Annotated in this window: 15 protein-coding genes and 1 pseudogene; 10 read left to right on the top strand and 6 right to left on the bottom strand. The window is 56.2% G+C overall.

Annotated elements, in window-relative coordinates:
- On the bottom strand, positions 1 to 972 hold a 972-nt coding region (gene pgl, locus RTY00_RS04475), incomplete at its 3' end, for a 6-phosphogluconolactonase (protein WP_312663550.1).
- Between the two features lie 148 nt (positions 973 to 1,120).
- Between pgl and RTY00_RS04470 the strand changes: the two genes are divergently transcribed.
- The gene (locus tag RTY00_RS04470) at positions 1,121 to 1,939 is read left to right on the top strand and encodes a pyridoxal phosphatase (RefSeq protein ID WP_176971421.1); all 819 of its coding nucleotides are present in this window, start codon (positions 1,121 to 1,123) and stop codon (positions 1,937 to 1,939) included.
- Between the two features lie 97 nt (positions 1,940 to 2,036).
- On the opposite strand, the gene modC is transcribed toward RTY00_RS04470, so the two are convergent.
- The 4 genes from modC to RTY00_RS04450 form a co-directional block, all read right to left on the bottom strand.
- Entirely contained in the window at positions 2,037 to 3,095 is a 1,059-nt protein-coding gene (gene modC, locus RTY00_RS04465) for a molybdenum ABC transporter ATP-binding protein ModC (RefSeq protein ID WP_312663549.1), read from the bottom strand.
- Positions 3,095 to 3,787, bottom strand: coding sequence for a molybdate ABC transporter permease subunit (gene modB / locus RTY00_RS04460; RefSeq protein ID WP_312663548.1), 693 nt, complete (start codon positions 3,785 to 3,787; stop codon positions 3,095 to 3,097). The genes modC and modB overlap by 1 nt, the downstream gene beginning before the upstream one ends.
- Positions 3,784 to 4,557, bottom strand: coding sequence for a molybdate ABC transporter substrate-binding protein (gene modA, locus RTY00_RS04455; RefSeq protein ID WP_312663547.1), 774 nt, complete (start codon positions 4,555 to 4,557; stop codon positions 3,784 to 3,786). Before modA ends, modB begins: the two co-directional genes overlap by 4 nt.
- Before the next feature lie 176 nt (positions 4,558 to 4,733).
- On the bottom strand, positions 4,734 to 4,892 hold the full coding sequence (locus RTY00_RS04450) for an AcrZ family multidrug efflux pump-associated protein (protein WP_007890616.1): 159 nt from the start codon (positions 4,890 to 4,892) through the stop codon (positions 4,734 to 4,736).
- 117 nt (positions 4,893 to 5,009) lie between these two features.
- On the opposite strand from RTY00_RS04450, the gene modE reads away from it, so the two are divergent.
- From modE to gpmA, 6 genes are all read left to right on the top strand, one after another.
- The gene (modE, locus tag RTY00_RS04445) at positions 5,010 to 5,792 is read left to right on the top strand and encodes a molybdenum-dependent transcriptional regulator (protein WP_312663546.1); all 783 of its coding nucleotides are present in this window, start codon (positions 5,010 to 5,012) and stop codon (positions 5,790 to 5,792) included.
- 76 nt (positions 5,793 to 5,868) lie between these two features.
- Positions 5,869 to 7,341: a molybdate ABC transporter ATP-binding protein ModF gene (modF, locus tag RTY00_RS04440; protein ID WP_312663545.1), complete on the top strand. Its 1,473-nt coding sequence runs from the start codon at positions 5,869 to 5,871 to the stop codon at positions 7,339 to 7,341.
- Positions 7,342 to 7,555: 214 nt separating this feature from the next.
- Positions 7,556 to 8,599 (top strand): galactose-1-phosphate uridylyltransferase, encoded by a 1,044-nt coding sequence (gene galT / locus RTY00_RS04435; protein ID WP_256695953.1) that lies wholly within the window; start codon positions 7,556 to 7,558, stop codon positions 8,597 to 8,599.
- Complete coding sequence (gene galK, locus RTY00_RS04430; RefSeq protein ID WP_154153312.1) at positions 8,600 to 9,748, top strand: galactokinase; 1,149 nt, start codon at positions 8,600 to 8,602, stop codon at positions 9,746 to 9,748.
- Positions 9,742 to 10,776 carry a galactose-1-epimerase gene (galM, locus tag RTY00_RS04425; protein ID WP_312663543.1) on the top strand — a complete coding sequence of 345 codons (1,035 nt, stop codon included), beginning with the start codon at positions 9,742 to 9,744 and terminating at the stop codon, positions 10,774 to 10,776. Before galK ends, galM begins: the two co-directional genes overlap by 7 nt.
- Before the next feature lie 150 nt (positions 10,777 to 10,926).
- Entirely contained in the window at positions 10,927 to 11,679 is a 753-nt protein-coding gene (gpmA, locus tag RTY00_RS04420; RefSeq protein ID WP_008109047.1) for a 2,3-diphosphoglycerate-dependent phosphoglycerate mutase, read from the top strand.
- Between the two features lie 60 nt (positions 11,680 to 11,739).
- Here the strand turns inward: gpmA and aroG are convergent, their stop codons facing one another.
- A complete protein-coding gene (gene aroG, locus RTY00_RS04415) occupies positions 11,740 to 12,792 on the bottom strand; it encodes a 3-deoxy-7-phosphoheptulonate synthase AroG (RefSeq protein ID WP_008109046.1) in 1,053 nt (350 codons plus the stop codon).
- Positions 12,793 to 13,092: 300 nt separating this feature from the next.
- Here aroG and RTY00_RS04410 point away from each other — a divergent pair, with 300 nt between their 5' ends.
- The 3 genes and pseudogenes from RTY00_RS04410 to RTY00_RS04400 form a co-directional block, all read left to right on the top strand.
- A complete protein-coding gene (locus RTY00_RS04410) occupies positions 13,093 to 13,428 on the top strand; it encodes a YbgS-like family protein (RefSeq protein WP_154192254.1) in 336 nt (111 codons plus the stop codon).
- A 103-nt stretch (positions 13,429 to 13,531) separates the two neighbouring features.
- Complete coding sequence (locus tag RTY00_RS04405) at positions 13,532 to 14,116, top strand: response regulator transcription factor (RefSeq protein WP_312663542.1); 585 nt, start codon at positions 13,532 to 13,534, stop codon at positions 14,114 to 14,116.
- Positions 14,113 to 14,746, top strand: a pseudogene (locus RTY00_RS04400) (transporter substrate-binding domain-containing protein); the annotation flags it as partial. The gene RTY00_RS04405 and the pseudogene RTY00_RS04400, both read left to right, overlap by 4 nt.

Below are 14,746 nucleotides of genomic sequence, written 5' to 3'. Positions count from 1 at the left end.
CCACATTGGGCCTTGTCCTACCGCGTAACGCGCCAGCGGATTAAGCAGGCCGCGTTCCTGAATCTTATACACTTCGATGTGGTGCGATTTCTGTCCCGCCGCTACCAGATATTGACCGCTGTGATCAATATTGAAGCCGCGCGGCTGGGTTTCAGTCGGCTGGTAACCTTCAATCGCCAATACCGAACCATCTTCACTGATGCTGAACACCGTAATGGTGCTGCTGGTGCGGTCGCAGGCATAGAGGAAACGGCCATCCGGCGTGATGTGGATGTCCGCCGCCCAGCGCGTGTCGCTGAAATCTTTCGGCATCATGTCGAGGCTCTGCACGCGCTCAACCTGGCCGTGCACATTGTTCAGCGCCCAGACATCGACGCTGCTATCCAGCTCGTTCACCACGTAGCCATACGCGCCGTTCGGGTGGAAAGCCATGTGACGCGGACCCGCACCTTCAACGGTGGTGACCTGCGCTTGTTCACGCGGGGACAGCGTGCCGTCTGCGTTCAGTTGATACAGGCAGATGCGATCCTGCTTCAGTGCCGGAACAAACAGCGTTTGGTTATTCAGGTCGATATTGGCGGAGTGGCAACCGTCCAAGCCGCTGATCACCTGACTCGGCGCTTGCGGCAAACCATCGCTGCCAATCGGGCTGATGCTGACGCAGGCATCGTTGTACGAGCCGCAGAACAGATAATTGCCGTGACGATCGGTGGAGATGTGGGTTGGGCTGCCCGGCAGCGGCGCTTCACCCGCCAGGCTCAGCGAACCGTCGGCCGCAATGCGGAACGCCAGCACGCGAAAATTCGGACGAACACCTACATAGAGGAAATCTTTCTTCGGGCTCACCACCATCGGCTGCACCTGGCCGGCAACATCCGTTACCTGCAATAACGTCAGTGCGCCATCTTCCTGCAACTGCCAGGCATGGATCTGCTGGCTCTCGGGACTGGCGGTATACACGACTTGTTTCATGCGTTTTCCTTATTCGCTGCCTGATGAAAGGGATAACTGTAGCGCGTTTCATTTTGTCGCGCTGGATTCATTTGTGCCCTGTTTTTTGTCTCAGGGCCGCTGCCGGGTGTAGACTCAATGCTTTGCCAACTCCCGGACGGAAAGTGTAATGAGCTACCGCGTAATCGCCCTTGACCTCGACGGCACCCTGCTGACCCCGAACAAAACCATTCTGCCTGAATCCATCGAAGCGCTGGCCCGCGCGCAACAGGCGGGCGTGAAAGTGTTGATCGTCACCGGTCGCCACCACTGCGCTATCCACCCTTTTTATCAGGCACTTAAGCTGGATACACCCGCAATCTGCTGTAATGGCACCTATTTGTATGATTATCCGGCGAAACAGGTGCTGGCCGCCGATCCGCTGGATAAAAGCAAAGCCGCGCGTGTGATTGAGATGTTGGATGAGGAGAACATCCACGGTCTGCTGTATGTCGATGATGCGATGCTCTACCAGACGCCAACCGGCCATGTGACGCGGACGCTTAATTGGGCGCAATCATTGCCGGAAGCGCAGCGTCCGCTGTTCCTGCAGGTGCCAAGCCTGGCGCAGGCGGCGATTGAGGCTGATTCGATCTGGAAATTCGCGCTGTCGCATCCCGACACGCGCGCGCTGCAGCAGTTTGCTGAACGCACCGAAGCCGAACTCGGTTTGGCGTGTGAATGGTCGTGGCACGATCAGGTGGATATCGCCAAAGGCGGCAACAGCAAAGGCAAGCGTCTGGCGCAGTGGGTTGAAAGTCAGGGCTTCAGCATGCAAGACGTGCTGGCGTTTGGCGATAACTACAACGATCTCAGCATGCTGGAACAGGTGGGATTAGGCGTAGCGATGGGCAATGCCGATGACGCCATCAAAGCGCGCGCCAAAAAGGTGATTGGCACCAATCTGGAGCCGGGTATCGCCGAAGTGATTTATCAGGAAGTTCTCTAGTTAACCCTCCGCATCAACGCTTTTCGGTCACCATAAATGGCGACCCTACAGATGTTTGGTGCGGTTTTGTAGGGTCGCCATTTATGGTGACCTTTTGTTATGCCGCTATCGACACGCTCTTAATCTGCGCATACAGCCACTGATCGGGCCGAATCCCCAACTCATCACGCGCCCACGGTGAAATACGCGCCCACAACTCGCTGATGCCAATGCGCAGCTTCACTTCCACCTGATCGTCAATCTCCAGCAGCTCAACCACCTGCGCCGGTAAAATATTGCGGATCGAGGTATTGTGCGGCGGCTGCAAGGCCAGCGACACATCGGCCGAGGCGATACGAATACGCAGCGGCGTTTTCAGCGGCTGATTCACCCTGCTCACCCAAATATGCTGATCGCCCAGCGAAAGCGCGGTCATCGGATAATCGGGATGCTGCTCCAGCACCTGCACGCGCAGCACGCTGGTGCGCTCGGCGAGCGGCAGCCACGGACGCATCGCCGAACTGCTCCACACTTTCTCCAGCGGGCCAAATGCTTTCACCTGGCCGGCATCCAGCACCAGCACGTTATCCGCCAGCTGCAGGATTTCATCGAGGCTGTGCGACACATAAAGAATCGGAATATCGACCTGCTTTGCCAGCTTTTGCAGATAAGGCATTAACTCGCGTTTGCGCGGCAGATCGAGCGATGCCAGCGGTTCATCCATAAGCAGAATATCGGGCGCGGTCAGCAAAGCGCGGCCAATCGCCACGCGCTGTTTTTCACCGCCTGAAAGCGACGCGGGATAACGCGTCAGCAGCGACTCTAAACCGAGCAGCGACACCAGCGCGTTGAACTGCAGCTTCATTGAAGGCGCCATGCCGTATTGCAGATTGCCGCGCACGCGATAGTGCGGGAACAGCCGCGCATCCTGAAACACATAGCCGATGCGGCGCTTCTCTGGCGGCAGATTGACGCGCGTTGTCGAATCGAACAGCAGACGATCGTTTAACTCGATGCGACCGCTTTGCGGCTGGGTTAATCCGCCAATCGCATTGATTAACGAGGTTTTTCCCGCACCCGACACGCCGAAAATGGCGGTGATGCCGCTGGCGGGAATGTTGACGTTGACGTCGAGCAGGTGATCGCCCAACTGCTGAGAAAGATGCAGATTTAGCATTATGCCGCTCCCAGCCGTTTACGGCCCCAGCGCGCCAGCAGCTCAGACGCCACCAGCGAAATCAGCGCTAACGCTATCGCCACCGCACAAAGTCGCGCTGCGGTGCCTTCCGCACCCGGTGTTTCAATCAGGGTGAACATCGCCGACGGAATGGTGCGCGTCTCGCCGGGAATGTTGGAGACAAAAGTGATGGTGGCGCCAAATTCGCCCAGCGAGCGGGCGAAGGCCAGCACCGTGCCAACAATAATGCCTGGCAAGGTGAGCGGAAGTGTGATGGTGAAAAACACGCGCCAGCGCCCGGCACCCAGCGTGCGGGCGGCCAGCTCCAGTTTGGTATCCACCGCTTCCAGCGCAAGACGAATCGCGCGCACCATTAGCGGAAACGCCATCACCGCCGAAGCGATCACTGCGCCGCGCCAGCTAAAGGCAAAGGTGAAGCCAAACCAGTCATACAGCCATTCTCCGATAAAACCGCGACGGCCTAAAGCGATCAGCAGCAGATAACCCACCACCACCGGCGGCAGCACCAGCGGCAAATGGACGATGCTATCCAACAGGGTTTTGCCCGGAAAGCGGCAGCGCGCCAGTATCCAGGCCATCATGATGCCAAACGGCAAGCTGCAGATCACAGCTACACAAGAAACTTTCAGGCTGAGAAAAACGGCCTGCCATTCGGGATCGCTCAATATCATTTCTTCGGCGTGAATCCATACTGTTTAAACACGGCAGCGGCATCTGGCCCCTGCAAATAGTTGTAGAAGGCTTCTACCGTTGCGTTCTGATGTTCTTTGACAATCGCCATCGGATATTCCACTGGCTTGTGGCTATCTTCCGGGAATCGTCCCACGACCTGCACTTTTTGGCTGGCTACCGCGTCCGAACCATACACGATGCCGTACGGCGTTTCATTACGCTCAACCAGGGCTAGCGCGGCACGCACATTGTTAGCCGGCGCTAGCTGCGGGGATAAAGCGTCCCACGCGCCGAGTTTTTGTAATGCTTCTTTGGTATAAATGCCAGCGGGCACGTGATCTGGATCACCCACCGCCAGCCGCTCGCCTTTCAGCAAGCTTTTCCAGTCGGTTTTGCTGTCAATGGTGACCGCTTTAGCCGCATCGCTTTTCGGCGCAATCAGCACCAGATCATTGCCGAGCAGCGTTAAGCGCGTGCTGGTTACCACGCTATTTTTCGCCACTACATCGTCCATCCACTGCTGATCGGCAGAGATGAACAGATCGGCAGGTGCGCCCTGATCAATCTGGCGCGCCAGCACCGAAGAAGAGGCAAAAGAAGAGACCACTTCTACGCCACTTTTCTTCTGATACTGCGTCGCAATTTCCTGCAGCGCATTGGTCAGCGATGCCGCCGCGAACACGGTAATTTTCTCTGCGGCCACGGCGTGACCGGCCAACGAAACGCTTAAAACGGTTGCAGCAGCCCAGCGGTAATTGATTGTTTGCATTTGTTGCTCCTTGTTACGTTATATATTTGATAATACAACGTGAGCACAAAGCATGTCAGCCGCTATTTGGTGACGTAGGGTCGCCATTTATGGTGACCAGGACGATAGGATATTTATCGGCAGGATTTTACAAAAGTTCAGAAACAAAACGCCCGCAGGAAGCGGGCGTTGAGAAATTAGTGTTGTGAGCTGTTGGCAGGACGATCGTCGCGGCGGCCAAATTTTGAGATGACGTTGAAAACTTCACCCAGGCCGTAAATCAGACCGAGCATTATAGCCATCACAATCGGCACCATGATGATAGCCACAGCCAGGCTTTTTAACAGTTCCAGCATGGAAACCTCACGCAGAAAATAAAAAAGTGATTGTAACGGTTAGCGAAAAAAACGCACTGCCCTTTTCGTGCTTTTACTTTAGGCCTTACACTAGGTTCATAAACCTAAGGAGCTGACATGCAGGCAGAACTTTCTCTCCATATTCGTCTTCAGCAAAAGCTGTTTGCCGATCCGCGCCGCATCGAATTACTGAAACGCGTGCAGCAAACCGGCTCCATCAGCCAGGGTGCGAAACTGGCGGGCATCAGCTACAAAAGTGCCTGGGATGCGATCAATGAGATGAATCAGCTGGCCGATCAAACGCTGGTCGATCGCGCGACCGGCGGCAAAGGCGGCGGCGGCGCACAGCTGACACGTTATGGCGAACGCTTGATTCAGCTGTTTCAGTTGATGGAGCAGATTCAGCAGAAAGCCTTCGATGTGCTGCAAAACGACAGCTTGCCGCTCGACAGTTTGCTGGCAGCAATTGCGCGCTTCTCGCTGCAAACCAGCGCGCGCAATCAGCTGTTTGGTACGGTGCTTACCAGCGATCATCAGCAGGTGCAGCAGCATATTGAGGTGCTGCTCGCCGATGGCGTGACGCGCCTGCAGGTGGCGATCACCGCCCGCAGCGCCGAACGACTGCAGCTCGACAGCGGTAAAGAGGTGCTGGTGCTGATTAAAGCGCCGTGGATTCACGTCAGTCACGCCGCCGACAGCAGCGATAATCAGCTGGCTGCGCAGATCAGCGCGATTGAGCCCGGCGATCAGGTTAGCGAAGTATTGATGGCGTTGCCGAGCGGCGAAACGCTGTGCGCGACCGTCAGCAATGACGCGGTGAAACAGCAGAATCTGCAGGTTGGCGCCAGCGTCACCGCCAGTTTTAATGCCGAACACGCCATCATCGCCACACTGCTCTGAAATCCACGCCATGATTTGACTTCGCCTGCATCGCTGGCTAAAACTGAGCAACACGATGCATAAAACGGAATAGATCATGGCTTCATTGCAAATTTCGCAAGGCACGTTTCACCTTAGCGACACCCGAGCACTGTCCCTCAACGATTTAACTCTCAACAGCGGCGAAAGCTGGGCGTTCGTCGGCGCCAACGGCAGCGGCAAGTCATCGCTGGCGCGCGCCCTTTCCGGCGAGTTGCTGCCCGGCAAAGGCAGCGTGCAGCAGAATTTTCAGCGCCGCACGCGTCTTTCGTTAGAGCAGCTGCAAAAACTGGTCAGCGATGAGTGGGAACGCAATAACACCGATCTGCTAAGTGAAGGCGAAGACGATACCGGCCGCACCGCCGCGCAAATCATTCAGGACGAAGTGAAAGATGAGGCGCGCTGCCAGGCGCTGGCGCAGCAGTTTGGCATTACTTATCTGCTCGATCGTCGCTTCAAATACCTCTCCACCGGCGAGACGCGCAAAACGCTGCTGTGCCAGGCGCTGATGGCGCAGCCGGATCTGCTGATCCTCGATGAACCTTTCGATGGGCTGGATGTGGCGTCGCGTGCCAGCCTGGCGCAAACCCTCAACGATTTGCATCAAAGCGGTTATAGCGTGGTGTTGGTACTCAATCGTTTTGATGATATTCCTGACTTTGTCGAGAAGGTCGGCGTATTAGCCGAATGCACGTTAACCCACGTGGGCGAGCGCCGCGCGATTTTGGCTGAAGCGCTGGTGGCGCAGCTGGCGCACAGTGAGAAACTCGAGGGCATGGCGCTGCCGGAAGCGGATCAGCCCGATCAGCTGCCGCAGCTGGCCGAAGATGCGCCGCGCGTGGTTCTGCGCAACGGCGTGGTGTCGTACAACGATAAAGCGGTGATTGATGGCCTGAACTGGCAGGTTAATCCCGGCGAACACTGGCAAATCGTGGGGCCGAACGGTGCGGGTAAATCTACCCTACTCAGTTTAGTGACCGGCGATCATCCGCAGGGTTACAGCAACGATTTAACGCTGTTCGGCATCCGACGCGGCAGCGGTGAAACCATCTGGGATATCAAGCAGCATATCGGCTACGTCAGCAGCAGCCTGCACCTCGATTATCGCGTCAGCTGCAATGTGCGCACCGTGGTGCTCTCCGGCTTCTTTGACTCGATTGGTTTGTATCAGGCGGTGTCCGATCGGCAAAAAGCGCTGGCGCGTCAGTGGCTGGCGTTGCTCGGTATGGATAATCAGCTGGCCGATGCGCCGTTCCACAGTTTGTCGTGGGGACAGCAGCGGCTGGTGCTGATTGCGCGCGCACTGGTGAAGCATCCTACGTTATTGATCCTTGATGAACCGCTGCAAGGACTGGATCCGATTAACCGCCAGCTGGTGCGACGCTTTGTCGATGTGCTGATTGGCGAAGGCCGCACGCAACTGCTGTTTGTTTCCCACCACGCCGAAGATGCGCCGCAGTGCATCACCCACCGCCTGAGTTTTGTCGCGCAGGAACAGGGTTACGGTTTTCTGCAAGAGTCGCTGCGTTAATTAGCGGTCGCCATGAATGGCGACCCTACAATGTAAGCGTTACCATTTCATCGCCTGGTAATTCAACAAACACACGCAGCAACCCCACAAAATGAGAATCGTCACCTTGTGTAAACGATACCATTTATCCAGACTGGATCACGCTTTCACGCTGGTCTTTGTGCTACTTTGATCAAAATCATTTTTATCTGTTTGCCGTTTACCAGGACTCATCATGGAAAAATTTAACCCGGTCGATCATCCGCATCGCCGTTATAACCCATTGATCGATCAATGGGTGCTGGTCTCACCCCATCGCGCTAAGCGTCCGTGGCAAGGTGCGCAGGAAACCCCGGCGCTGGAGCAGCTGCCGGCGCACGATCCTGACTGCTTCCTCTGTGCGGGAAACACTCGCATTACCGGTGACAAAAACCCCAACTATAAAAGCACTTACGTGTTCACCAATGACTTTGCCGCGCTGATGACCAACACGCCAGACGCACCGCAGAGCGACGATCTTTTGATGCGCTGCGAAAGTGCGCGTGGCACCAGCCGGGTGATCTGTTTCTCGCCAGATCACAGCAAAACGCTGCCTGAGCTGCCTCTGAGCGGACTGGAAGATATCGTGCGTACCTGGCAGGAACAGACCGCCGATCTCGGCCAGCACTATCCGTGGGTGCAGGTGTTTGAAAACAAAGGTGCGGCGATGGGCTGCTCCAATCCGCATCCGCACGGTCAGATTTGGGCCAACAGCTTCCTGCCGAACGAAGCGCAAAAAGAAGATGACCATCAGCGTCACTATTTTGCCGAGAAAGGCACGCCGATGCTGGTCGATTACGCGGCGCGTGAGATGAGCGATGGCAGCCGCACGGTGGTGGAAACCGAACACTGGCTGGCGGTGGTGCCGTGGTGGGCGGCGTGGCCGTTTGAAACCTTGCTGCTGCCGAAAGCCCATGTGAAACGCATCACCGATCTCACCGAGCCGCAGCGCACCGATCTGGCGCTGGCGCTTAAGCAGCTCACCAGCCGCTACGACAACCTGTTCCAGTGCTCATTCCCCTATTCAATGGGCTGGCACGGCGCGCCGTTCAACGGCGAAAGTAACGATCATTGGCAGCTGCATGCGCACTTCTATCCGCCGCTGCTGCGTTCAGCCACGGTACGCAAATTTATGGTTGGCTATGAAATGCTGGCCGAAACCCAACGTGATTTAACGGCGGAACAGGCAGCTGAACGTCTGCGTTCTGTCAGCGATGTCCATTTCCGCGAGGCGCAATAAATGTCATTAAAATCCATTACTCAACAGGTATTCGCTGACACCTTCGGCTATCCAGCCACGCACAGCATTCAGGCACCGGGCCGCGTCAATCTGATCGGCGAACACACCGATTACAACGATGGCTTCGTGCTGCCGTGCGCCATCGATTATCAAACCGTGATCGCCTGCGCCAAACGCGACGATCGTCAGGTGCGCGTGATTGCCGTCGATTACGACAATCAGCAGGATAGCTTCTCGCTGGATGCGCCGATCGAGCCGCTGAAAGAGCCAATGTGGGCCAACTACGTGCGCGGCGTGGTGAAACATCTGCAGAAACGCGATGCCAGCTTTGGTGGCGTCGATATGGTGATCAGCGGCAACGTGCCACAAGGCGCAGGCCTGAGCTCTTCGGCGTCGCTGGAAGTGGCGGTTGGTACCGTATTCCAGCAGCTGTATGCATTGAACCTCGACGGCGCAGCGATTGCGGTGAACGGTCAGGAAGCGGAAAACCAGTTTGTCGGCTGCAACTGCGGCATCATGGATCAGCTGATCTCTGCGCTCGGTCAGCCGGATCACGCCATGCTGCTGGATTGCCGCACGCTCGGCACGCGCGCGGTATCGATGCCGGAAGATGTCGCGGTGGTGATCATCAACTCCAACTTCCGTCGCAGCCTGGTCGGCAGCGAATACAACACGCGTCGTGAGCAGTGCGAAACCGGCGCGCGCTTCTTCAATAAGCCGGCGCTGCGCGATGTGACGCTGGAAGAGTTCGAAGCCTCAGCAGGTGAACTGGATGCGTTGGTTGCCAAACGCGTGCGTCACGTCATTACCGAAAATGCGCGCACGCTGGAAGCAGCCGATGCGCTAAGTGCTGGCGATCTGAAACGTATGGGCGAACTGATGGCCGAATCGCACGCCTCGATGCGTGATGATTTTGAAATCACCGTGCCGCAAATCGACCAGCTGGTTGAGATTGTGAAAGCAGAAATCGGCCCGCGCGGCGGCGTGCGTATGACCGGCGGCGGCTTTGGTGGCTGCATCGTGGCGCTGATGCCGACCGATCTGGTCGATGCGGTGAAAGCGGTGGTGGCCGAGAAGTATGAAGCGCAAACCGGCATCAAAGAGACCTTCTACGTGTGCAAAGCGTCCGCAGGAGCAGGCCAATGGTAAGTGATGTGAATTCACACGCGCCAGACGGGCAACCGTGGCGCATCACCGTGCTGCGCAATCGCAACGGCATGGTCGCCACTTTTATGGATTGGGGCGCGACCTGGCTGTCAGCGCGCGTGCCAATGTTGGATCACAGCGTGCGTGAAGCGCTGCTCGGCTGCGCCACGCCGTCCGATTATCTGCATCAGGATGCCTATCTTGGCGCGACGATTGGCCGCTATGCAAACCGCATCGCCTCGGCCGAACTGAAGCCGCTTAATCTGTTGCTGGCGGCGAATCAGGGCGCACATCAGCTGCACGGCGGGCCGGAAGGTTTCGATAAACGTCGCTGGCAGATCATCAGCCAGAGCGAAAGCGAGGTGCACTATCGCCTCGATTCGCCGGATGGCGATCAGGGTTATCCCGGCAATTTGATCGCCGATGTCATCTATCAACTTGATGACGATAATTGCCTGTCGATTCGCTACGAAGCGCAAACCGACAAGCCCTGCCCGGTAAACCTGACCAACCATGCTTACTTTAATCTTGATGCGCATCATGGTGATGCGCGCCAGCATCGCTTACAACTGCACGCCGATCGTTACTTGCCGGTGGATAGCGAGGGCATTCCTAACGCACCGCTGAAAGAGGTAGCGGGAAACAGTTTTGATTTCCGCCAGCCGAAGCGCGTCGCTGATGAGTTCCTCGCCGATGACGATCAAAAAGCAGTGAAAGGCTATGACCACGCCTTTTTACTCAACACCGCTGGCGACAGCAGCCAGCCCGCCGCCCATTTGTGGTCTGCGGATGGCAAGCTGGAGCTGAGCGTGTTTACTGCCGCCCCGGCGCTGCAATTCTACAGCGGCAACTATCTGGCGGGAACACGCGCCCGTGAGCAGGACAGCTATACTGCTTTCCAGGGCATCGCTCTGGAGAGCGAATTTTTACCGGATTCGCCCAACCATGCAGAGTGGCCGCAGCCCGATTGCTGGCTGCAACCCGGCGACAGCTGGCAGTCCGTGACGCGTTATCGCTTCACGCCGCACTGAGCCACCGGATGAAAAACGCGCACTGCGCTGCCGACAGGCTTACGCCGTGCGTTGTTTTCCGCTATGGTATGGCGCTATTAGTGAGCCGCTTCTCAGCGGCCGCAGCCGGTTTCAATACTAATCGTAAATCGAGCATTAAGGAGTAAAGCTATGGCCGTAACTAAGCTGGTACTGGTGCGACACGGCGAAAGCCAGTGGAACCAGGAAAACCGCTTCACCGGATGGTACGATGTTGACCTGTCTGACAAAGGTCGCACTGAAGCCAAAGCAGCCGGTCAGCTGCTGAAGAAAGAAGGTTTCGTGTTTGATTTCGCTTACACCTCAGTGCTGAAGCGCGCTATCCACACGCTGTGGAACGTGCTGGATGAGCTGGATCAGGCTTGGCTGCCGGTTGAGAAAACCTGGCGTCTGAACGAGCGTCACTACGGTGCGCTGCAAGGCCTGGATAAAGCAGAAACCGCCGCTAAATACGGTGACGAGCAAGTGAAACAGTGGCGTCGTGGCTTTGCCATCACCCCACCAGAGCTGGATCGCGCTGATGAGCGTTTCCCTGGCCACGACCCGCGTTACGCTTCACTGACTGACGCGCAGCTGCCAACCACCGAAAGCCTGGCGCTGACCATCGAACGCGTGATTCCTTACTGGAACGAAAGCATTCTGCCGCGCATTAAGAGCGGTGAGAAAGTGATTGTTGCTGCACACGGCAACTCACTGCGTGCGCTGGTTAAATACCTCGACAACCTGAGCGAAGACGAGATCCTCGAACTGAACATCCCAACTGGCGTGCCATTGGTGTATGAGTTCGACGAGAACTTCAAGCCGCTCAAACGTTACTATCTGGGTGATGCTGACGAAATCGCTGCGAAAGCCGCAGCCGTAGCAAACCAGGGTAAAGCGAAGTAAGCGACCGCTGAAACGCAAAAAGGCCAGACGCGAGTCTGGCCTTTTTTATTGCCGCAAAACTTAACCGCGACGCTGCTTGACCGCCTGAGCCAGCTGACGCAACGCTTTCTCGGTGTCTTCCCAGCCGATGCAGGCATCGGTCACGCTCTGGCCGTATACCAGCGGTTTGCCGCTCTCGAGGCTCTGATTGCCTTCCACCAGATGACTCTCGATCATCACGCCAGTAATCGCCTGCTCACCGCCGGCAATTTGCTGCGCCACGTCATCAGAAACGACCATCTGACGCTGGAACTGCTTGCTGCTGTTGGCATGGCTGAAGTCGATCATCACCTGCGGACGCAAACCTGCTTTCTCCAGACCCGTTTTCACAGCCGCCACATGTTCAGCGCTGTAGTTCGGCTCTTTGCCGCCGCGCAGAATGATGTGGCAATCTTCGTTACCGCTGGTTTCGACAATCGCCGAGTGACCATATTTGGTGACCGACAAGAAGCAGTGTGGCGCGCTGGCTGCACCAATCGCGTCAATCGCCACTTTGATGGTGCCGTCGGTGCCATTTTTGAAGCCAACCGGGCAAGAGAGACCGGAAGAGAGTTCGCGATGAACCTGCGATTCAGTGGTACGTGCGCCAATCGCGCCCCAGCTCATCAGATCGGCCATATATTGTGGCGTGATCATATCGAGGAACTCACCGGCTGCAGGCAAACCGATGTCGTTGATATCCACCAGCAGCTTGCGCGCCAGGCGCAGGCCGTCGTTGATCTGGAAGCTGCCATCCATAAATGGATCGTTGATCAGCCCTTTCCAGCCCACCGTGGTACGCGGTTTTTCAAAGTAAACACGCATCACCACTTCGAGATCGTCTTTCAACTCATCACGTAACTTCAGCAGACGCGCGGCATACTCTTGCGCAGCCTGGGTATCGTGAATCGAGCACGGACCGATCACCACCAGCAGACGATCATCTTCGCCATGCAGAATGCGGTGAATCGCCTGACGTGACTGCGCAACGGTTTCGGCAGCTTTATCGGTGGCGGGGAATTTTTCAAGCAAGGCAACAGGAGGAAGTAACTCTTTGATCTCTCTGATGCGTAAATCGTCGTTCTGGTAATCCATACACAATTCCATTCAAATTTCTGGCCCAACGTCCGTCGGGCGCAACCTGCCCACTTTAGCCCTTCGCGCGGTGGGTGTAAATTACGCACCGTGGCTAAAATGTATATCTCAAGTTTGCATTTATATATCTATGCACTAAGCTTTTTAAATGTAAGCACTAAGGAATGAGGTGTTTACAAAATTTACTATTTAAGCGAAGCGTATAAGGTGGAATTTTATTCCATCGCGGCACGCTATTTTCGTCAATCAACACCAGTGCGTGTTTGACGGCAACTATCCATTAATTACTGGAGCATAATGATGAATAAGTTTGCAATGATCTTTCTGACGGCAGCGATGACTTTAGGTAGCGGTGCTGTAATGGCTGCAGACAACAATGGCGCGGCTAACGCTTCAGCAGAAGCAGGCGCAGCAGCGGGTGGTGCAAAACAGAATCTCCCACCGAACAAAGTTGATAACAGCAAAATCAACAGCGGCAGCATGAACACTAATAGCGCTGCAACATCCGGCACCAACACCAGCAATATGTCTGCGGAACAGGTTCATAAAAATTCAATGTGTAAAGAGGGCAAATGCCCTGACATGAATAAAAAAGTCGGAACCAAGCATCATAAGACCGATGGCACCACGCAATAATTAAGTCATTGGTATCAATCGGGAGAGCTTCGGCTCTCCCTTTTATTTTGCGCCCCGCCCTTTTCCGCTATGCTGAAGCAATGAAATTCACAGGAACTGATTCATGGCTTCATTGCTGCTTATTGATGATCACCCGTTAGTTGAAGTCGCACTGGAAGCGGCTTGCGTTAACGCTCCCATCACGCTGAAAATTCACGCCGCTGGCGACGAAGCTCAGGCCCGCCAACTGCTCCTGCAACATCCCATCGATTTAATTGTGCTGGATATTGGCTTACCCGATTGCGACGGCCTCGAGCTGCTGCGCCGGTTACGCGTGCGCAATCAGCACTGTCCTGTGTTGATCTATTCCGCGCAGCAGAGCCGCCACACATTGCTCAGCGCGGTGTCGCTGGGCGCCGCCGGTTATGTGGTGAAAAGCCAAAGCATGGCGCAACTGCTGGGTGCGATTCTGGCAGTGCTCGGCGGACAACAGGCTTTTCCGCCGCTGCCAGAGCGTATCGAACTGCCGTTAACCGAGAAGGAGCAGCAGATTGTGGCGCTGCTGGTGCGCGGCTTATCGAATCTGCAAATTGGCGAGCAGTTGCATATCAGCAATAAAACCGTCAGCACCCACAAGAAGAACATCCTGGAGAAAACCGGTGTGCAGTCGGTGGTTGAGCTGGCTGAATTGTGGAAAGCGCAGCAGTGAGGATATGGCTGCTCCTCAGCCTGTTGGTGCTGAGTGTGCTGGCGAAAGCCGATCTGCAACCCGCCAGCAGCGTGATGTTACCCGCGATGATGCCAGCGCCGCACGCCGAGCCGTGGCCGGGTGCAACCTTGCGCGTCGCGGTACCGGCACAAAACAGCGCCCCTTGGGCGATGCGTATTGGCGATCACATCTGGGGTATCGACGCCGACTATCTCAGCGCCCTTAGCCAGTTAACCGGCACCCATTTCACGCTGCAAAGCTATGCCGATCGCGCGCAGCAACTGGCTGCCTTGCAGCGCGGCGAGGTGGATTTGGTGTTAAGTAATCAACACGCCGAGCTGCCGTCCGATGTTTTGCTCAGCGACAGCTGGTACAGCAGCCCGATTCGTATCTATCGTAACCGGGATAATCAGCGCGCGGTGATGTTCAATAGCGACACCGCGCAGCTCACCATTGCCGAGGCGACATTAGCGCAGTTGCCCGCCGAATTTGTCCAACAGCATCGCTGGCACACCTTGCCGGGCGATCTGCAGGCGCTGTATGCCCTGCTCAATCAGCAGAGCGATTACCTGGTTGCCGATGAAGCCAGCGCCGGTTTCCTGCTGGGCCAGCTGCAGCAAGGACAAATCT

This window comes from Pantoea sp. CTOTU49201 (genome assembly GCF_032054795.1).
GTDB classification, from domain to species: Bacteria; Pseudomonadota; Gammaproteobacteria; order Enterobacterales; family Enterobacteriaceae; genus Pantoea; species Pantoea symbiotica.
This window is presented reverse-complemented; position numbering and strand designations above follow the sequence as displayed.